14 protein-coding genes are annotated in these 19,611 nt (G+C 37.7%); 12 read left to right on the plus strand and 2 right to left on the minus strand.

The window, feature by feature from the left end:
- Nucleotides 1-29 precede the first annotated feature (29 nt).
- From LI241_RS00050 to LI241_RS00065, 4 genes are all read left to right on the plus strand, one after another.
- Nucleotides 30-560 carry a GNAT family N-acetyltransferase gene (locus LI241_RS00050; protein ID WP_008689177.1) on the plus strand — a complete coding sequence of 177 codons (531 nt, stop codon included), beginning with the start codon at nt 30-32 and terminating at the stop codon, nt 558-560.
- A 139-nt stretch (nt 561-699) separates the two neighbouring features.
- Complete coding sequence (gene recG, locus LI241_RS00055) at nt 700-2,709, plus strand: ATP-dependent DNA helicase RecG (protein ID WP_008689176.1); 2,010 nt, start codon at nt 700-702, stop codon at nt 2,707-2,709.
- A gap of 165 nt (nt 2,710-2,874) precedes the next feature.
- Nucleotides 2,875-3,558 (plus strand): ribonuclease III, encoded by a 684-nt coding sequence (gene rnc / locus LI241_RS00060; protein WP_008689175.1) that lies wholly within the window; start codon nt 2,875-2,877, stop codon nt 3,556-3,558.
- Between the two features lie 197 nt (nt 3,559-3,755).
- Nucleotides 3,756-4,712: a sodium:calcium antiporter gene (locus LI241_RS00065; RefSeq protein WP_008689174.1), complete on the plus strand. Its 957-nt coding sequence runs from the start codon at nt 3,756-3,758 to the stop codon at nt 4,710-4,712.
- Between the two features lie 347 nt (nt 4,713-5,059).
- Here the strand turns inward: LI241_RS00065 and LI241_RS00070 are convergent, their stop codons facing one another.
- Together LI241_RS00070 and proB are read right to left on the minus strand one after the other, a co-directional pair.
- On the minus strand, nt 5,060-6,301 hold the full coding sequence (locus LI241_RS00070) for a glutamate-5-semialdehyde dehydrogenase (RefSeq protein WP_008689173.1): 1,242 nt from the start codon (nt 6,299-6,301) through the stop codon (nt 5,060-5,062).
- Nucleotides 6,298-7,098 (minus strand): glutamate 5-kinase, encoded by an 801-nt coding sequence (gene proB, locus LI241_RS00075; protein ID WP_008689172.1) that lies wholly within the window; start codon nt 7,096-7,098, stop codon nt 6,298-6,300. Before proB ends, LI241_RS00070 begins: the two co-directional genes overlap by 4 nt.
- A gap of 239 nt (nt 7,099-7,337) precedes the next feature.
- On the opposite strand from proB, the gene htpG reads away from it, so the two are divergent.
- The 8 genes from htpG (at nt 7,338) to LI241_RS00115 (ending at nt 19,548) form a co-directional block, all read left to right on the plus strand.
- Nucleotides 7,338-9,272 carry a molecular chaperone HtpG gene (htpG, locus tag LI241_RS00080; protein ID WP_008689171.1) on the plus strand — a complete coding sequence of 645 codons (1,935 nt, stop codon included), beginning with the start codon at nt 7,338-7,340 and terminating at the stop codon, nt 9,270-9,272.
- A gap of 175 nt (nt 9,273-9,447) precedes the next feature.
- Entirely contained in the window at nt 9,448-10,062 is a 615-nt protein-coding gene (locus tag LI241_RS00085) for an HAD family phosphatase (RefSeq protein ID WP_008689168.1), read from the plus strand.
- Complete coding sequence (gene rlmD, locus LI241_RS00090; protein WP_008689166.1) at nt 10,056-11,417, plus strand: 23S rRNA (uracil(1939)-C(5))-methyltransferase RlmD; 1,362 nt, start codon at nt 10,056-10,058, stop codon at nt 11,415-11,417. Before LI241_RS00085 ends, rlmD begins: the two co-directional genes overlap by 7 nt.
- Before the next feature lie 704 nt (nt 11,418-12,121).
- A complete protein-coding gene (locus LI241_RS00095; protein ID WP_008689165.1) occupies nt 12,122-12,442 on the plus strand; it encodes a TfoX/Sxy family protein in 321 nt (106 codons plus the stop codon).
- Between the two features lie 689 nt (nt 12,443-13,131).
- Nucleotides 13,132-13,695 (plus strand): GNAT family N-acetyltransferase, encoded by a 564-nt coding sequence (locus tag LI241_RS00100; protein ID WP_008689164.1) that lies wholly within the window; start codon nt 13,132-13,134, stop codon nt 13,693-13,695.
- Between the two features lie 469 nt (nt 13,696-14,164).
- Nucleotides 14,165-14,782, plus strand: a complete 618-nt coding sequence (locus LI241_RS00105) for a hypothetical protein (RefSeq protein ID WP_008689163.1) — start codon at nt 14,165-14,167, stop codon at nt 14,780-14,782.
- A gap of 210 nt (nt 14,783-14,992) precedes the next feature.
- Nucleotides 14,993-16,651, plus strand: a complete 1,659-nt coding sequence (locus LI241_RS00110) for a diphosphate--fructose-6-phosphate 1-phosphotransferase (RefSeq protein ID WP_008689162.1) — start codon at nt 14,993-14,995, stop codon at nt 16,649-16,651.
- Nucleotides 16,652-16,995: 344 nt separating this feature from the next.
- Nucleotides 16,996-19,548: an ATP-dependent Clp protease ATP-binding subunit gene (locus LI241_RS00115; RefSeq protein WP_008689161.1), complete on the plus strand. Its 2,553-nt coding sequence runs from the start codon at nt 16,996-16,998 to the stop codon at nt 19,546-19,548.
- Nucleotides 19,549-19,611 lie beyond the last annotated feature (63 nt).

Raw genomic sequence — 19,611 nt, forward strand, 5'->3', positions numbered from 1 at the left:
ACTAAAAAAATGGCCAATGGAGGTATATCATGAAAAATAAAGAGCATTGTTTTCAAAGCATAATAACGATTCCACCGTATCAGGATGGTATTAAGGTTTGTAAACTGAGTGAAAAAGATATAGATGCTATGTATGCCATCTGTATCAGCAATCCCTATTATTTTGCTTGTATGAAAAGCAAACCAACGAAAGCTTCATTGAAAGAAGATTTAACTGCTTTACCTATGGGGAAAAGCATGCAGGATAAGTACTTTCTTGGTTTTTATCACCAGGAGGAATTGTTAGGTTTTTTGGATGCTATTGTTGGCTATCCCAATGAAGATTGTTTGTATATCGGATGGTTTATGATTCACAAAAAGTATCAAGGTACGATGTTTGCCCAAACATTGATGAAGACGCTGTTGCATCAGTGTTTTTCTGCTAAGTATGCGCGTTTGGGCTGCATTAAGGGAAATGTCGTGGCCGAAAAGTTTTGGACAAAGTTGGGATTTCATTTTACGAAAGAAGAAATGGATATGGGGAAGTATCAGGTAAGGATGATGGAAACATCACTTTTATAAAAGATAAGGATAAGATGAAGATAGATAAAGATAATAAGAAGAAATGCTATTGTGCGATACGATCGTAAAGGGGAAGGATATTTCTGTTTGAATGTTTTCAAAACCTATTATATAATGAAAATCAGTTAGGGTGTGACATATGGAACTGAAGGAACTGCGGATATCAGAGAAAAAAAGAGCACTTTTGCATACCATGGGAATTGAAAATGCCATGGATCTTTTAACGTATTATCCGTTTCGTTATGAAAGCGTAGAAACGAAACCACGTAAGGAATGGCAAAAAGAAGATCGGATCGCATTGGAAGGTGTGATTTTAAATCGTGCCAGAGTAATACGCTTGAAAGGCAAACAGAGTGTCACAAAATTTAAACTTCTATATGAAGAGGAAGAATTGGATATCGCTATCTTTAATCGCCCTTGGATATCAGCGTTTACGGTAGGAAAAACAATTACACTTATCGCTAAATATGAAGGTGGTTCACGGATGACGGCATTGCAATATAATTTTCAGCCATTACAGGAACAGCTTGGTATTTTCCCGGTATATAATGTAAAAGAGGGAATCAGTCAAAAAGATATCCGTAAATACATTGATAAGGCATGGCTGGCGCAACAAGAAAGCATTAAAGAATTTCTGCCCATGGAATACTTACAGAAGTATCGCTTAATTTCTCGTTCGCAGGCCTTGTATTTCATCCATCATCCCAAAAATATGGAGGCGGTAAAACAGAGCCTGCGCCATTTAAAATATGAAGAGTTTTTAAAATTCCAAATCACGATGCAAGCTTTAAAGGTACAGGAAAAAGAAGTGGTACATGGACATGAAAAGCGATTTGATAATGAGGAAGTCATGGATCTGCAAAAAACCTTAGCTTTCTCTTTGACCGAGGATCAAATCAAAACAATCGAAGAGATTTTAGCCGATTTGAAGAGTGATCACATCATGTATCGTATGGTGCAGGGAGATGTAGGCTGTGGAAAGACCTTGGTGGCGGCTTTTGGCATGTATGCCTGTGTATTAGCACATAAGCAGGCAGCTTTTTTAGCACCGACGGAAATCCTAGCGAAACAGCATGGAAACAATTTGAAGAAAATCTTTCACGATTATGAAATTCAGGTTGAGGTATTGTATGCCAGCTTAAAGACACAAGAGAAAAAAGATATTTTAGAGCGTTTAGCGCGAAATGAAATTGATATTCTTGTAGGAACGCATGCCTTGTTTCAAGAAGGTGTAGAGTTTCATGATTTGGGTATGGTCGTGGCGGATGAACAGCATCGTTTTGGGGTTGCCCAGCGAAAGAAAATGTTAGAAAAAGGGGATAAGGTTGATTTCTTATTGATGAGTGCTACACCAATACCGCGAACATTAGCCATTTCTTTGTATGGCGACATGGATGTATCCACGATTCAGACATTGCCATCTGGACGTCAAAAAATCACGACAAAGCTGGTGCACGCAAGATCCATGAGTAGTATTTTAGATTTTGTGTTAGAGAAAATTGATGAAGGCAATCAGTGTTATGTTGTCTGCCCGGCCATTGAGAAAAATGAAGATTATGAGATGCGTAATGTCACAGATATCTATCAAGGCATGCAGGCTTCCTTAGGAAGACGTTATCAGATAGGCTTGCTCCATGGAAAAATGAGTGCGCAAGAGAAAGATGCTGTAATGAAAGCATTTGTAGAGGGGGATTTGCAAATCTTAGTATCAACAACGGTTATTGAGGTGGGTGTGGATGTCGCTAATGCCAATATAATGGTTATTTATGATGCACATCGTTTTGGTTTGAGTCAAATTCACCAGCTCCGCGGACGTGTGGGACGCGGCAGTCAACCGGGGTATTGTTTTTTATTAAGTGATTCAAAAGATCCAGATAGCCTACAGCGTTTAAAGGTTTGTGAGAAAACAAATGATGGCTTTGTGATTGCGCGTTATGATCTGGCATTGCGAGGTCCGGGAGATATCTTAGGGACACGGCAAAGTGGTGTTCCGGGATTTATTTTAGGGGATGTTATTCAAGATGCAAATATTTTAGAGGTTGCCAGAGAAGATGCACAAGCATTATTAAAGCACATCCATGATCCTGGTTATGAACAGATAAAAAATTATATTGATATGACCATTGCGCGTGCCACATATTTGGATTAGTGTGATATAATAGCGGTGTGACCGCGCTTTTGATCATACAATGGCAGTTGGTATGATGTTTCGTTTTAGATAAGGGATTCGTGATTGCTTACTAATAAAAGGAAAGATCATACTCATGAAAAGCAAAGGTGACTTTAAATAGGGTATATAAGAAGGAGAAATGATATGAATACGATTTTTGATTGGTTAGAAAGCAAAAAAATTCCATATACAGATAAGGAATTAATACGTCAGGCACTGGTTCATTCTTCTTATGTGAATGAACATAAGACCTTTGCCCACGATAATGAGCGTTTAGAATTTATGGGGGATGCGGTTTTACAGTTATGGTCAACAACCAAGTTGTTTAAATTGACACCGGAATTAAGTGAAGGGCAGATGACCACCTTGCGTGCACAATTGGTATGTGAGGAGGCTTTAGCGGAATATAATCGCAAATTAGGCTTAGGTCGTTATCTTTTGCTTGGGGTAGGAGAAGAAAAGACTGGTGGTAGAGAACGTGATTCCATACTGGCGGATATGTTTGAAGCAGTATTAGGTGCTATCTATTTAGATTCCGGGATGGACAGCATTAATGTTATTTTAGAAGAGGTACTTACGCCAGCCATCACACAACCAAAAAGTGAGAAGGTCATTGACTATAAAACAAAATTACAAGAATATATCCAATCCGATTCACGCAAGACGGTCCACTATGAAACCATTCATGTGTCAGGACCTAGCAATAAGCCGGAATTTGAAGTAGCTGTGATGTTGGATGATATCACGTTAGGAAGAGGAAAGGGTTTTTCCAAAAAGCGGGCTGAGCAAATGGCTGCCAAGGATGCTTTTGAAAAAATGGTGAAATAACTTTGTAGGTGATTTAGTAAACGTGTTCCTACGACTAAAAAAGGATAAATCATGAAATAGAAACCTAAAGTGTTTCTGTTTTTTTACAAGAATGATTACAAGCCGGAAACGGATGGTGTTTTCCCAGAAAGGCTATTGACTTCTTTCGTAAGGGAAGGTATCATAAAAAAGCTGAAAATAAGAAAGGAAACGAATGTATGATATATATTGAATATCTGGTATTAGCGATCCTGGTTGTTTATTTGTCTGTCCGACTATCCTATTATGTGGATTGCCTGGATAAAAAGACCAATTTATCCGGCGCTTTTATCGGGGGAGTCATGCTGGCAGCAGTCACCTCACTGCCTGAACTATTCACTTCATTAACTGCTGTGTTGGCATTAGATCAGCCTGATCTGGTGCAGGGGAATGTGCTTGGCTCTAATATCTTTAACCTTTGTGTGATTGGCGGATTGATGCTGTTTACCAGCAAACGCTATCAACGTGCAACACTGTCAAATTCCCATTCTAAGACGTTATGGTATGGCATCGTCATGTACGCCTGTGTCTTTATAGCCATTTTTTATCCTTATGAACTAGGAATTGGCTTTTTAAAGGTAAATTTGATGTCGGTTCTCATTCTGATTGTTTATCTTGTGAATGTGAAGTTCATGAAACATGATGAAAGTGGAGACAATGTGGAGGATGTGTATATTTCATTAACAGTAAAACAAATTGCTTTGCGTTTTATCATCTTCAGTGTTGCTTTGGTTGTTGTAAGTATCTTATTAACCCAAGTAACAGATAAGATTGCGAATGAATTGCAGTTGGGAGCTACGGTGGCTGGTGCTATCTTCCTTGGAGTGGCAACTTCATTACCTGAGTTGAGTGCTTCCATTAATTTGGTACGTATTGGGAACTTTAATGCTTCTTTTGGCAATATTGTGGGAAGCAATTTGTTTAATTTTATCATTTTATGCTTTGCGGATGTGCTTTATGTCAAGGGTGGTATTTATGTGAATGAGCCACAAGTTTTGAACTTGTTAGGTTTTGGGGCATTTTCCATGCTGGCAACATTAGGTGTTATTTATGGAAAAAAACATCGCGGAGCAGTATTGTTATGTAGTGTGTTGATCTTAGTATCTTACGTGCTGAGTATCGCCTTATCCATGTAGAAGAGAATTTATACTTAGCAGAACTGTTGGCACATAAAAAATTTAAAAATATTAAAAAAGGAAGGACTACGTTTTGACATGTCAGTATGCATAGGCATAGGTTATAGTCCTTCCTTTTTGATGGTATCTTTTTGAGCGTATTTCATAAGGCAAATTCTCTTCATTTATTGAAATAGTTCTTTGTTTGCATTAGAGCTCTTTATAACTTTTTTAAATGTTTCGTATTATGTGTAGGATGGATAGAAAAAGAAATTCATTCCTTATAGAAGTATTTTGAAATTTTGTGAAACTATTTGGATGATTTTGCGTGAAAATTGTCGAAAATTGCATATTTCTTGTTACGTTCATCAGCGAACTTGTCCATCACCGAGAATGATATATTTCTCACTCGTTAAAGCTTCTAATCCCATCGGCCCGCGGGCATGCAGCTTTTGGGTACTGATACCGATTTCGGCACCTAAGCCAAATGCAAAGCCATCGGAAAATCTTGTGGAGGCATTGGCGTACACGCAGGCACTGTCAATTTCTTTTAAAAACTTTTTCACATTCGTATAATTCTCAGATACGATCGTTTCACTATGATGCGTGCTGCAAGTGTTGATATGGGCTATGGCTTCGGCTAAGCTGTTTACCATTTTTATCGAAACCTCCATGTCCAAATATTCCTTGTAATAGTCCTCTTGGGTTGTCGGAATGCATTCTTGATGCAACTCACAAATGGTCATATCGCCATGAATCTTAACATTATACTTTGATAATTCTTGCAATAAAGAGCGAATGAAGCTGTCACGAATGCCGCGATGGATCAAAATACTTTCACAGGCATTGCATACCGACGTGCGAGAAGTCTTCGCATTAATAACAATATCCATCGCTTTTTGCAGATCAGCATCCGCGTCGATATAAACATGACAGTTGCCGGTACCGGTTTCTAATACCGGAACGGTTGCATGCTGCATCGTATTATGAATCAGTCCGGCACCACCACGGGGAATTAAGACATCTAAATAGCCATTTAATTGCATGAATGCCGTTGCACATGCATGGGAGGTGTCTTCTAATAAAGCAATGGTATATTTATCAAAGCCACATCTCATAAGTGCTTCCTGCATGATGGCAACGAGTTTCTTATTTGATTCCAAAATATCCTTAGAACCTCTTAACATAACGGCATTGCCTGCTTTTAAACAAAGAATGGCCGCATCTACGGTAACATTTGGACGAGCTTCATAAATCATCCCGACAACCCCTAAGGCGACACGCATCTTACCAATTTGTAAACCATTTTCATTTGTATGCATAGCACGTATTTCGCCAATTGGATCAGGTAAGGCGATAACCTGTTCAATGCCTTTGATCATCTGTTTCATGCGTTCTTCATTCAACATCATGCGATCTAACAAACCAGCTGGCATGCCATTCACTTTGCCTGTTTCGACATCCTTTTGATTCGCCTTTAAAATGGTTGCCATATGTTCTTCTAAACCTTTTGCGATGGTTGCTAAGAGCTGATTTTTGCGTTTTGTATCCGCATTCATGATTGCGGTGGAAGCAGCTTTTGTTTTCTGTGCCAATTGTTCTAACGTCATAAATTCTCCTCCTTTTTTAAATCAAATAACGTACCACGATACGTATTTTTTAAGATATGATATAAAATTGATGGTTGCTTGCCATTGGCAATGATCATCGGAATACCATGTTCACCAGCATATTGTGCAGCATATAGTTTTGTCACCATACCACCGGTTCCATGCTTACTGCCGGCGCCCTTTGCCATTGCCTGAATTTCTTCGCTGATGTGATTGACGACAGGAATCAGCTTGGCATTTGGATGAAGGGTAGGATTATCATCATACAAGCCATCAATATCAGATAGCAAAATAAGTAAATCGGCATTTGTAAGATAAGCAGTCACGGCACTTAGCGTATCATTATCACCATAGGCAATTTCATCCGTTGCGACACTGTCATTTTCATTGACGATCGGAATGACACCATAAGATAACAGCGTTTCTAACGTATTAACGGCATTTATTCGTAAAGTTTCATTATGGGTTATGGTTTTTGTTAACAGCAGCTGTGCAATGGTTTGACCGTATTGGGAAAAGAATTTATCATAGATAAACATCAATTCACTCTGTCCTACGGAAGCTGCTGCTTGCTTTTCTTTCATCAAAGTGGGGCGATGACGCATTTGCAATTTCGCAACACCGGCACTCACAGCACCACTACTCACTAAGATGACATCTTTGCCACTATTTTTGATATCACTCAATACCATGGCAAGCTGATCAATCTTCTGAAAGTGAAGTCCTCCTTGTGGATGGGTTAAGGTGGAAGAGCCTACCTTCACAACAATTCTGCGCACATCTTTCATTTCTTTCATTTTTTTACAACCCCTTTGTAAATTGTTTCTTATATTATAGACGAGAAACAGAAAACAAGCAAACATTTCTTAGTTACTTAGATAGAACAAAACAAAAAGGACAACCCCATATACGATTCCTTGCCACCTGCATGTAGAGAAGCAAGATTTTTTAGCACTAGGGTGTTGACAGTGCTAAAGAAAAGATTTATACTATTAGCAGACTTAGTAAAAGAGTGCTAAATGGGAGGTAATTTGCAATGGCTAGAAAGAAACAGTTTAAGGCAGAATCAAAACGTCTGTTAGATTTAATGATCAATTCTATCTACACGCATAAAGAAATTTTCTTACGTGAATTGATTTCCAATGCGAGTGACGCAATCGATAAATTATACTATAAATCTTTAAGTGAAAATCTGAGCGATGTCGAACGCGATAAGTTCCACATTTATCTGGAAGTAAATAAGGAAGCTCGTACCTTAACCATTCGTGATAATGGTTTAGGTATGGATAAAGAAGAGCTGGAAGAAAACTTAGGAACAATTGCGAAGAGTGGCTCTTTGGCCTTCAAGCAGGAATTAGAAGAAGAGGAAAAACAGGATGATGTAGATATCATCGGACAGTTCGGTGTTGGTTTCTACTCCGCTTTCATGGTTGCTCAAAAAGTTGATGTCATCTCAAAGAAATATGGCAGTGAAGAAGCTTATATCTGGAGTTCCAATGCAGTTGATGGCTATACGATTGAACCATGTGAAAAGGATAGCTGTGGTACTGAAATCACTTTATATCTGAAAGAGAACAGTGATGATGAAAACTATGATGAATACATGCAGCAGTATGAAATTGAACGTCTGATCAAAAAATATTCTGACTATATCCGTTATCCTATTCAGATGATGGTGGAAGAACAGCGCCGTGTGGAAGAGGAAACAAAAGAAGGCGAAGAAGAAAAAGAACCAAAATATGAAACTGTGATGGAAGAAAAAACATTGAACTCTATGATTCCATTGTGGAAACGTGAAAAAGCAAAGATCACGGAAGAGGAATACAATGACTTCTATAAGAGTAAGTTTAATGACTATACCGATCCCCAAAAAGTCATCCATTTCAGTGTAGAGGGTGCGGTATCCTTTACCAGCTTATTGTTCATTCCAGGTAAGACACCAATGAATTACTATTCACAGGATTATAAGAAAGGTTTACAGCTGTATAGCCGCGGTGTCTTTATCATGGATAATGCAGAAGAACTACTGCCGGAGCATTTCCGTTTTGTGAAAGGTTTGGTAGATTCTCAGGATCTGTCTTTGAACATTTCCCGTGAGATGTTGCAGCATGATCGTCAGTTAAAAGTTATTGCAAACCGTATTGAAAAGAAAATCAAATCAGAACTGTTGCTGATGCTGAAAAACGAACGTGAAGAATATGAGAAATTCTGGCAGAACTTTGGCGTACAGATCAAGTTTGGTGTATACAATGATTTTGGCGCACATAAAGAATTGCTGCAGGATTTATTAATGTTCTATTCCAGCAAGGAAAAGAAATTGATTACACTGGACGAGTATATCAACCATATGGAAGAAGGGCAAAAAGATATTTACTTTGTCAGTGGTGACAAGGTAGAAAAGATTGACCAGTTGCCAATTGTTAAAAAGGTCAAAGAGAAAGGCTATGAAATCTTGTATTTGACAGATAATGTGGACGAATTTGTCTTACAGTCTTTGATGAACTATAAGGAAAAGAACTTTAAGAATATCTCACAGGGAGATTTAGACTTAGATAGTGAAGAAGAAAAGAAGGAACTGGAAAAGAAGGCTGAAGAAAGCAAGGATATGCTTGATGGCTTAAAAGAGGCTTTAGGTGAAAAAGTCAAAGAAGTCAAACTGAGTACACGTTTAGTAGATGATCCGGTATGCTTAAGTGCCGATGAAGGTATGTCCTTTGAGATGGAAAAGGTGTTAAGCGCAATGCCAGATGGCAATCCATACGGCATGAAAGCCACAAGAATACTGGAAATCAATCCTAGCCATCCAATCTTTACCGCCTTACAAAATGTGTATGCGAAAGATAAAGATGCGGTAAAGGATTATGCACAATTACTGTATGATCAGGCATTGTTGATTGAAGGATTCCCAATTGATGATCCAGCAGAATTCTCAAGAAAAATCTGTGAGTTTATGGTTAAAGCAGCAAATTAAGATCGTCGATAAGAGTGAATCATTAAGAAAGTATTATTTAGAAGAAGACTGGCTGTGTGGGGAAACACAAGACCAGTCTTTTTTCGTCTGTGAAAAGATATGTCGGGGATAGACAATTTTGCTTTCTTCACCTTGTGGACTATAGTATAATGAGAGCATGATGGAGGCTTTAGCGATGATACAAAATATTATTTTCGATATCGGGAATGTTTTAGTGACATTTGACCCTTATACTTATTTTCTAAAGTATTTTAAAGAAGAAACCAAAACGCGTACCTTATGTGAACTGATGTTTTCACATGAGGCTTGGTCACAGTATGATGCAGGTATTCTGTTGCGAAAGGATCTGTATGAGATCTATCATCAGGCGTATCCACAGTATCATGAAGAAATGGATCATATGCTGACACATTGGCTAAAGCTGATGGAACCAATTCCGGAAACCTTAGCTTGTATGAAGGAGTTAAAACAGCAAGGCTATGGCATCTATTTGTTATCAAATATCAGTCAGGATAGCGCAGATTATCTGAAAAAGACGCAGGATTTCTTTGCCTATGCAGATGGTGCGGTATTATCTTATGAGCTGCATACCATCAAACCAGATGCGGCGATGTATGAAGAGCTGCTGCAACGCTATCATTTAGAACCGGCAACTTGTGTATTTCTAGATGATGGAGTACAAAATATTGAAAAAGCTTGTTCCTTAGGTATGCAAGGAATCGTTGTTTGTGATATTCAGACAGCTTTACAGGAACTAAAAGAATTGCTGGAAGGAGAGAAGGTATGTTAAGAAGTGGACAAATCCTAACCGGAACGATTGCTTATTTAGATGAATCCAGCAATGGTATTTTGATGGCTGGCAAGGATAAGGTGTTTGTACGTCATGTATTGGCGAAAGAAAAAGTTAAGGTGAAAATACAAAAGCGTTTGAAAGAAGGTTATAGTGCAAATGTTATCGAAATTCTTCAGAAAGATAAGGAACGCATAAAACCGGTTTGTGGAATTTATGAGCGTTGTGGCAGCTGTCATTTAATGCACATGAGTGCGCAGGGGCAAAAGCACCAGAAGCTATCCTACTTACAGAAGTTGTGTGCAAAAAACAAACAGTTGCACATCAAGGCAGAGGAAATTGCCACAATGAAACACCCATATCATTATCGCAATAAGATGATCATTGGTTTTCAAAAGGATAAACAAGGGAAACTGCAGGCAGGCTTTTATGAAGAATTTTCACATCATATTATCCCTTATGAACAATGCTTGCTGCATCCGGAAATCTGTGATGCTATCTTACATACGATTACGGCATTGATGATAAAGCTGCGCATTGAACCTTATGATGAGGATAAGCGAAAAGGGTTACTTCGTCATGTTGTCATACGTTATGGTATGCTTAGTAAGCAGATCATGGTGGTACTGGTCATCAATCAGCAGGTATTCCCAGCACGTAAGGCATTTGTGCAGGAGCTATTGAAAAAGCATCCGCAGATAACGACCATTGTACAAAATGTGAATACACGTAAGACGAGCATTGTCTTAGGTGAACAGGAACGTATTTTATATGGTCCGGGTTATATTGAAGATACCTTATGTGGCTTACAGTTTCGCATATCGGCAAAATCTTTCTATCAGATTAATCATGAGCAATGTGAAGTGTTGTATAAAAAAGGTATGGAGCTGTTACAGTTGACAGGCAAAGAAACGGTTTTAGATGCCTATTGTGGGATTGGAACGATTGGCATGTATGCAGCACAGTTTGCTAAGCAGGTCATTGGTGTGGAGCTGAATAAGGATGCAGTGGAGGATGCTAAGAATAATGCGAAGTTGAATCAAATTCGTAATATTCGTTTTGTTTGCGATGATGCCGGTAAGTTCATGCAGAAGATGGCTGCGAAAAAAGAACGTTTGGATGTTGTAATCTTAGATCCACCGCGCTCAGGCAGTAGTGAAGCGTTTATTCGCAGTGTTGCGACCATTCGTCCTAAAAAGGTGCTGTATATTTCTTGTAATCCACAAACGCAGTTACGCGATTTGCAGCTGTTTCAAAAATATGGCTATGTGGGGGATGTACTGTATGGTGTCGATATGTTTCCGAATACGTTTCATGTGGAAAGTATCGTATTGATGTCAAGAAAAGAAAAGTAGGGTTCTCTTGTCTAGCGAAGGTAATGTGGAAATGTCGATACCTATATTCTTGAAAATATTATTTTCTATATATGTATATAATGTTTTCTTGGAAAGACTGATTTTATGGGTGTGAAGCAAGTATGAAGAATAAGAAGAGCGTTCTAAAGGCATTCTGTACGGTGAAGTTTTATTTCTTTTGCGACAGTAGACTTATCTTTGCCCAGAATATCAGCGATGGTTGCCAACGTGAATTACTAGGCAGGAAAAAGAACGAATTTAGGAGATGATTGATTATCTCAAGTCACAACCCAAATGGGTCACCTCCTGCAAGATGAAACGGTGTGGCTTACGCAACAACAGATGGCAGACTTGTTTCAGACTTCACGAACTAATGTTGTAGAACACATTAAGCATATTTATGGTGAAGGCGAACTGAATGAAAATTCAACTTGTCAAAAATTCCGATAGGTTCAAAAAGAAGAAAATCGTGAAGTGGCAAGGGAGATGCCATTTACAATCTTCAAGCAATGGAACAGCTTGTTTCCGGATATCCTGATTTTGTGGAAAGATAAGCAGAACGAGAAGTGCCTATGACAATGGAAGATTGGGCAAAGCATCTGCACGGGATTTTGACTTCCACAGGAGAAAATCTTCTCATCGGAAATGGCACGGTCAGTCATTTGTAGGTAATGAATATGAAATTAGAATTTGAGGAGGAAATTATGGCATCGAGCAAAGAATATTTAGAATTTATTTTAGGGCAGTTATATGAGTTGGAAGAAGTATCATATAGAGCAATGATGGGAGAATTTATACTCTATTATAAGGGCAAGATTGTCGGCGGAATATATGATGATCGATTACTCGTGAAACCAGTAAAATCAGCCATTTCATATATGCCAAATGCTGTGCATGAATTGCCATATGAAGGAGCAAAAGAGATGTTACTTGTTGATGATGTTGACGACGAGGATTACTTGACTGGCTTATTTGATGCCATGTATGATGAATTGCCAAATCCAAAACCCAAAAAGAATAAATAGAACAACCTCGATTTGCAGAATTGATTTCTATTACAATATATGGCATTACCTGTTCCCCTATGAACAGAACCCTGTTTTCAAACTCTCGTTGGTTAAAATGAAAAGAGTATTGAGAAAAGTTAAAAAGAAAAACCTGTCGATGGATAAAAGTTATATTACCTTTTCATAATAAACTAGCGTTGATTATGAAAATTAATGTTATTTCTAGTTCATACATGCAAACTACATTTTATAATTTGATTAATTTTCTTATCACTAGGATATTTTTCCTACTTTTATAATACGAAAAACGGATAAAAAATTTAGAAAATCCGCATAAATACAGTGTCTATCGACAAAACAGCAGAAGAAAAATAAAGAAAATTACAACGAAATTACAACAAACGAAAGAGCCTGATGTAACGACTTATACAAAGAAATGCAGAGTTATGGAAGAACGACGCTTGAAAAAGAGCGTCTTTTTCTATATCGTGAAACAGCAGACTATTTCATTTCTGCTTGATTACTCTACACTTATCGGGCTATGGTTTGTCAAGGGCTTATTGCGTAAGCAATGCTATATAGCACCCTTTACAAATCATGGACTGAGAAGTAACTTTTCAAAAGTAGAAAAGAAATGACAATGTTTATAACAGCATGGTATAATACAAGTAAAGGCAAATTGGAATTTATCAAGGGGGATTAACAAAATGGTTGATGTATATAAAAATTGTCCTAACTATGAGAATGAATATTATATGTTAAGATTAACAAACAAGGAGGATAAAGCAGATTTGTTAAAAGTTTATTCTGATGAGAAATCTGTACCTTTTTTTAATAGTGATAATTGTGGTGAAGATGATTTTCATTATACAACTGAAAACAGAATGGGGCAGGCAATTGAATACTGGCTTTGGGAGTATAAGAGACAAGGATTTGTCCGTTGGACGATTGTTTCAAAGGCAACGAATGAAGCGATAGGTACGATAGAGCTTTTCCACAGAGAAGCTGATGATTATTTTACAAATTGTGGTTTACTTAGATTAGATATTCGGAGTGATTATGAAATTGCAAGTGAGATTGTTTCAATTCTAAAGTTGATAATTGAACATACATATACACTGTTTCACTGTGATAAAATAGCCACAAAAGGGATTACATCAGCGACGGAACGCATTTCAGCATTGAGAAGCTTAGGTTTTAAACTCTCGGAAGAAAAACTAATAGGTCATGACGGAACAGAATACGATTCATATTTCGTGTTAGAGCAATAAATCTCAGTTTGTATGGGAGATACGCTCAAAATGTTGCAAATCGACGGAGTGATCCGCCAGCGGTGGCGGTCGTAAGACATATCGCCACGCCAGCTTGCTGGCGAGCGTAGCGAGCCTTATCAAGCCCCCGTTATCTAACAAGGGGGGCACAAAAAACAAGAGACAATATACACTACTAAGCGGAAAACGCTGTATTTACAAGGCAAAACCGCTTTTAACAGGGTGTTAACTGAAAGGCACTCATTTAACACATAAAATTGAATAAGACATAGGAAAGACAGTTGATTTTAAATAAGAAATTGATTGTCTTTTTATAATTAAAAAGAAACTATCTATCAATGGAATGAGATTTCATGATACAATTAAAAAACGAATGAATAGGTATTTATAACTAACAAGTTTTATGAGGAAACGTATATGGTAAGAATAACCATAGATGAGTCTATTACGATATGTTGGGAGAATGAATATGAAACGAGAGCAACAAAGAAAACTAAGAGAATTAAAAAAAGCATTGCCAAGGATGTTAAAGGAAAAAGTCAAGGCATACAAAATGAAGAAGAAAGACTATATGATTTGGTATAGTAAAAATGATTTGTTTATAGAATGTATGATTGATGTTAGAGAAACAGTTGACGATAGATGTTGTTGCAGTATACGAGTAAAAATCAAGCCCTTATGGATAGATGATTTATTATGGGATTGTCTACATATGGATAACAATAAAACAGAGCCACTGAGTTTAAGGGCTGTCGGCGCATTCACGGTTAGTGGTGTTGAAGTATATTTAGACTATGATTATCTAAAAGAGTGGACAAGCGAAGAAATGGAAAGCTATGTGGATCTGTATTTAGAAAAATTTAATCAGATTATGAATGAGGTCACAATAGATGATTTTTATGCTCATATAAGTGATCAACCATATCATGAAGAACTAAGGGTATCTCTATCAATGACTTACAATGCCCAATATCAAGAAGCAATAGAATATCTAAAAGATAAAGGTGAAGGTATATTCTGTAATAAAGGTCTTTGGATACATGATGCTATAAAAGAATATTGCAAAAAAAGGATGAATAAGCAATAGATCTAAAGGTAGCAAAGATTGTGAATAAGCAAGATATCATACAAGCTTTTTTGTTTCAAAGCTATCTCTTTAAATGAAGTATGAGTGATTATCATGGACATCTGTCTTGGACTCTTTAAAATCATACTTATGACCTTTTAGTAGTTTACATTTTAAGGTGAATGCCTTATAATTTAGGATGTAATTAGATAAATGAAAAGGAGAATGATTATGGAAATTTCATCACTACAAAAAGCTAGATATGAGTATGCACCTAAACTTCCAGGAATGCTAAGAAACGGTATTGCAGATATTTGTGTTGTAGAAGGTGAGGAAACGCAAAGTGTAGCCGATCAAGAAAAGATCAAAGAACTTTTCCCAAATACTTATGGTAAAAAGGAAATCACTTTCCAAAAAGGAGCAAATACATCTGAAGCAAAAAAACAGGTTGTCGGTGTTATCCTTTCTGGAGGACAGGCTCCAGGTGGACATAACGTTATCTGTGGTTTATACGATGCATTAAAAGCAACCAATAAAGAAAATGTATTGTTGGGATTTAAAAATGGTCCTAGTGGTTTGATCGAAGATGATTATTTAACTTTCGATGATGCATATATCAATGCATACAGAAACACTGGTGGATTTGATATTATCGGATCTGGCAGAACAAAACTGGAAACAAATGAACAGTTTGCTATCGCTGCTGAAGTTTGTAAAAAACATGGTATCACGGCTATCGTTATTATCGGTGGAGATGATTCTAATACAAATGCAGCTGTATTAGCAGAATATTTTGCAGCTAATAATACAGGTGTTCAGGTTATCGGTTGTCCTAAAACTATTGATGGTGACCTTAAAAATGAAGATATTGAATGTTCTTTTGGTTTTGATACAGCAACAAAAACATACAGTGAATTGATTGGTAACATTGAAAGAGATGCAAACTCTGCAAAGAAATACTGGCATTTCATCAAAGTTATGGGACGTTCTGCATCTCATGTAGCTTTGGAATGTGCTCTTGAAACACAGCCAAACATCTGCTTGATTTCTGAAGAAGTAGCTGAGAAAAAGATGTCATTATCACAGATTGCTGATTATATCGCTGATTCTGTTGAAAAACGTGCAGCGAAAGGCATGAACTTTGGTGTTGCCATCATCCCAGAAGGTGTTGTTGAATTCGTTCCTGAATTCTCTGCACTGATTCAGGAAATCAATGAATTATTAGCAGGCAGCAAAGCAGAAGCATTCAATGCTTTAGCAACTTGGAAAGAAAAATATGCCTTCATCGAAAATGGTTTAACAAAAGCATCTATGGATGTATTTGCAATCCTTCCAGAAGGTATCCAGCAGCAGTTATTCTTAGAAAGAGATCCACATGGAAATGTGCAGGTTTCTTTGATCGAATCAGAAAAATTATTCTCTGCTTTAGTAAAAGATAAATTAGAAGAGAGAAGAAAAGCCGGTACATACAATGGTAAATTTAATCCTCTTCACCATTTCTTTGGATATGAAGGAAGATGTGCATTCCCATCTAATTTCGATTCAGACTACTGCTACTCATTAGGATATAACGCATTTATGTTGATCCAGTATGGTTATACAGGCTACTTATCAAAGATTTCTAATCTTTCTAAGCCAGCTAGCGAATGGGTTGCCGGTGGTATGCCAATCACGAAGATGATGAACGTAGAAAGACGTCATGGCGAAGATAAACCAGTTATCAGAAAGGCTTTAGTTGAACTTGATGGAAAACCATTCAAATTCTTCGAAGCACATAGAGAAGAATGGGCGAGTGAAACTTGCTTTGTTTATCCAGGAGCTATCCAGTATTACGGACCTGCTGAAGTATGCGATATCACTACGAGAACGCTTGCTCTTGAGCAAGAATAATACGTTATTGTCAAACGATTGCTATTTTGCGAAATGTTAGTCCTTCGTAATGGACGTATTCGTAAAAAAAGTGGTGTATGGAAAAAATAGTGTATAAAAAGTTTTCAGATACATGTAAAAAGCTATATTGCGCAATATGCAGTATAGCTTTTTGTTATGATGCAAGAATATAAAATATACAAGTCATTAAAATATTGGCAAATGATTCTTAAAAATAGCATACCTCTACTTTAAATGAAAATCATTTTAAGTAAAAATTAGCACTCAAGTGTTGACAGTGCTAAAACTTGTGCTATAATACAGTTAGCAATCAAAGTGTTAGAGTGCTAAAGGAGCGTGATACTATGAACTTTGAAAAGATGAGTGAGAAACTGCAAGAAGTTATCATGCATGCCGTCGAAATCTGTAAAACCTATCAGCATACAACCATTGACACAATTCAAATGCTGAAAGCTATCTTTGAAAACGATGTGTTAGATGGACTGTTTAAGCGATTGAATATTGATAAGATAAGAGCTTTACAAATGATTGATGATGAGATGAGCAGGGTAGCTCGCAGTTCCAATGTGAATCCGCAATTCTCAAATGAAGTTGCGAAGTCATTTGATAAGGCGCAGCAATGGAGTGATTCCGTTCAGGAAAGCTATCTAAGTGTTGCCAGTGTTTTTATCGCCTTACTGTTTAACAAATCTTATATTTCTAAACAGTTGGTGAAAGAGTTCCACCTGAATGAGCAAGCATGCAAGGAAGAGGAACTGAAACGTCGTGGTGGCAAAAATATGGATACACCAAATGCGGAAAGCAATTTAGAGGCTTTAAGTAAATACGGTCGTGATTTGGTCGAAGATGTAAAAAGCGGTAAAATTGATCCTATTATTGGCCGTGATGATGAAATTCGCCGTGTTATCCAAATCTTATCTCGTAAGACGAAAAATAACCCAGTATTGATTGGTGAGCCAGGCGTTGGTAAGACCGCTGTAGTGGAAGGAATTGCTTGGCGTATCATGAAGGGTGATGTACCTAGTTCGTTAAAGGATAAAAAACTGATTGAATTGGATATGGGTTCTTTGATTGCCGGTGCGAAGTATCGTGGTGAGTTTGAAGAACGTTTAAAAGCAATTTTGGAAGAAGTAAAAAATGCCGAAGGAAACATTATATTGTTTATTGATGAAATTCATAATTTGGTTGGTGCCGGTAAAACCGAAGGCAGTATGGATGCCGGCAATATGTTGAAGCCAATGCTAGCGCGTGGAGAATTGCGTTGTATCGGAGCAACGACCTTTAATGAATATCGTCAGTATATCGAAAAGGATGCAGCTTTGGAACGTCGATTCCAAAGAGTTACTGTGCAAGAGCCAACGGTTGAGGATACCATCAGTATCTTGCGTGGTTTAAAAGATCGCTTTGAATCTTATCATGGTGTAAAAATCTTAGATGAAGCAATCATTGCGGCAGCTACTATGTCAAATCGTTATATCACAGATCGTTTCTTACCGGATAAAGCCATTGATTTAGTAGATGAAGCTTGTGCTACCTTACGGGTGGAAATGGAATCCATGCCACAAGAATTGGATGAATTACAACGTAAGATCATGCAACTGCAAATCGAAGAAACGGCGTTAAAGAAGGAAGAAGATAAAAAAGCAATTGAACGATTGAATGATATTAAGAAAGAATTGGAAGAGTTACGTGCAAAGAAAGATGAGCTTTATACAAAATGGGAAGATGAAAAAGCTGTTTTGGAAGAAAGCAAAGATGCCAAGGTAAAACTGGAAAAAGCACGCTTAGACTTAGAACAGGCACAAAGTGAGGCTCGTTATGAGGATGCGGCGAAGCTGCAGTATGGAACCATTCCGCATTTAGAGAAGCTCATTCGTGAGCAAGCTGAAAAAGAACATAATGAGGATGCCTTGATTCAGGAAACGGTAAATGAAGAGCTCATTGCCAAGATTGTTTCGCGCTGGACCGGTATAGAAGTTGCACGATTAGTGGAAAGTGAGCGTCAGAAATTATTGCATTTAAAAGAAGCATTGCAAAAACGTGTCATTGGACAAGATAATGCCTTAGAGCTTGTAAGTGATGCCATTCTACGTAGCAAAGCCCAGATTCAAGATGAAAATCGTCCTATCGGAAGCTTCTTATTTTTAGGACCTACCGGTGTCGGTAAGACAGAAGTTGCCAAAGCATTGGCAGAACAGCTTTTCGATAGTGAATCACATATCGTTCGTATTGATATGAGTGAATATATGGAGAAACATAGCGTTGCCCGTTTGATTGGTGCTCCTCCGGGATATGTCGGTTATGATGAAGGTGGTCAGTTAACGGAAGCAATCCGTCGGAATCCATATTCTATCGTACTGTTTGATGAGGTTGAAAAAGCCCATCCGGATGTCTTTAACGTATTATTGCAAATTCTGGATGATGGACGTATTACCGATTCCAAAGGTGTGACCGTAGACTTTAAGAATACGCTGCTGATCATGACAAGTAATCTGGGAAGTCAGTTTGCCTTTGATGAAGAAGATAAAGAAGACAAATATTTAAACGAAGTGAAGAAATACTTTAAGCCGGAATTTATCAATCGTATTGATGAAATTGTTGTGTTCAATGCTTTAAATGATGATATGTTAGGTAAGATTGCTCATAAATTTATGGATGAGCTGACACAGCGATTAGCCCATAAAGATATTAAGTTAGAAGTTAGTGACGCTGTATATCGCAGTATTGCTACTCAAGGCGTTGATGCGGTATATGGGGCAAGACCTATGAAGCGTTATATCCAGCGTAACATTGAAACGCTGATTGCTCGTAAGATGATTGAAGGCAATGCCGGTAAGGATGATGTCATCAGTGTTGATGTCGTTGATGGCGATTACGTCGTTACGGTTCATGCATAAGGACTAGAATAAAAAAAAGATTCCCTTTGTTGACTGTTTTTCAGACAGCTTTGATATGATTCC

It is taken from the genome of Longicatena sp. 210702-DFI.1.196, from assembly GCF_020563125.1.
GTDB lineage: Bacteria > Bacillota_I > Bacilli_A > Erysipelotrichales > Erysipelotrichaceae > Longicatena > Longicatena caecimuris.

Bases quoted from the DNA above. Each gene is read 5' to 3' on its own strand.
- LI241_RS00050 (WP_008689177.1), top strand. From the start codon at position 30: ATGAAAAATAAAGAGCATTGTTTTCAAAGCATAATAACGATTCCACCG.
- recG (WP_008689176.1), top strand. From the start codon at position 700: ATGGAACTGAAGGAACTGCGGATATCAGAGAAAAAAAGAGCACTTTTG.
- rnc (WP_008689175.1), top strand. From the start codon at position 2,875: ATGAATACGATTTTTGATTGGTTAGAAAGCAAAAAAATTCCATATACA.
- LI241_RS00065 (WP_008689174.1), top strand. From the start codon at position 3,756: ATGATATATATTGAATATCTGGTATTAGCGATCCTGGTTGTTTATTTG.
- LI241_RS00070 (WP_008689173.1), bottom strand. From the start codon at position 6,301: ATGACGTTAGAACAATTGGCACAGAAAACAAAAGCTGCTTCCACCGCA.
- proB (WP_008689172.1), bottom strand. From the start codon at position 7,098: ATGAAAGAAATGAAAGATGTGCGCAGAATTGTTGTGAAGGTAGGCTCT.
- htpG (WP_008689171.1), top strand. From the start codon at position 7,338: ATGGCTAGAAAGAAACAGTTTAAGGCAGAATCAAAACGTCTGTTAGAT.
- LI241_RS00085 (WP_008689168.1), top strand. From the start codon at position 9,448: ATGATACAAAATATTATTTTCGATATCGGGAATGTTTTAGTGACATTT.
- rlmD (WP_008689166.1), top strand. From the start codon at position 10,056: ATGTTAAGAAGTGGACAAATCCTAACCGGAACGATTGCTTATTTAGAT.
- LI241_RS00095 (WP_008689165.1), top strand. From the start codon at position 12,122: ATGGCATCGAGCAAAGAATATTTAGAATTTATTTTAGGGCAGTTATAT.
- LI241_RS00100 (WP_008689164.1), top strand. From the start codon at position 13,132: ATGGTTGATGTATATAAAAATTGTCCTAACTATGAGAATGAATATTAT.
- LI241_RS00105 (WP_008689163.1), top strand. From the start codon at position 14,165: ATGAAACGAGAGCAACAAAGAAAACTAAGAGAATTAAAAAAAGCATTG.
- LI241_RS00110 (WP_008689162.1), top strand. From the start codon at position 14,993: ATGGAAATTTCATCACTACAAAAAGCTAGATATGAGTATGCACCTAAA.
- LI241_RS00115 (WP_008689161.1), top strand. From the start codon at position 16,996: ATGAACTTTGAAAAGATGAGTGAGAAACTGCAAGAAGTTATCATGCAT.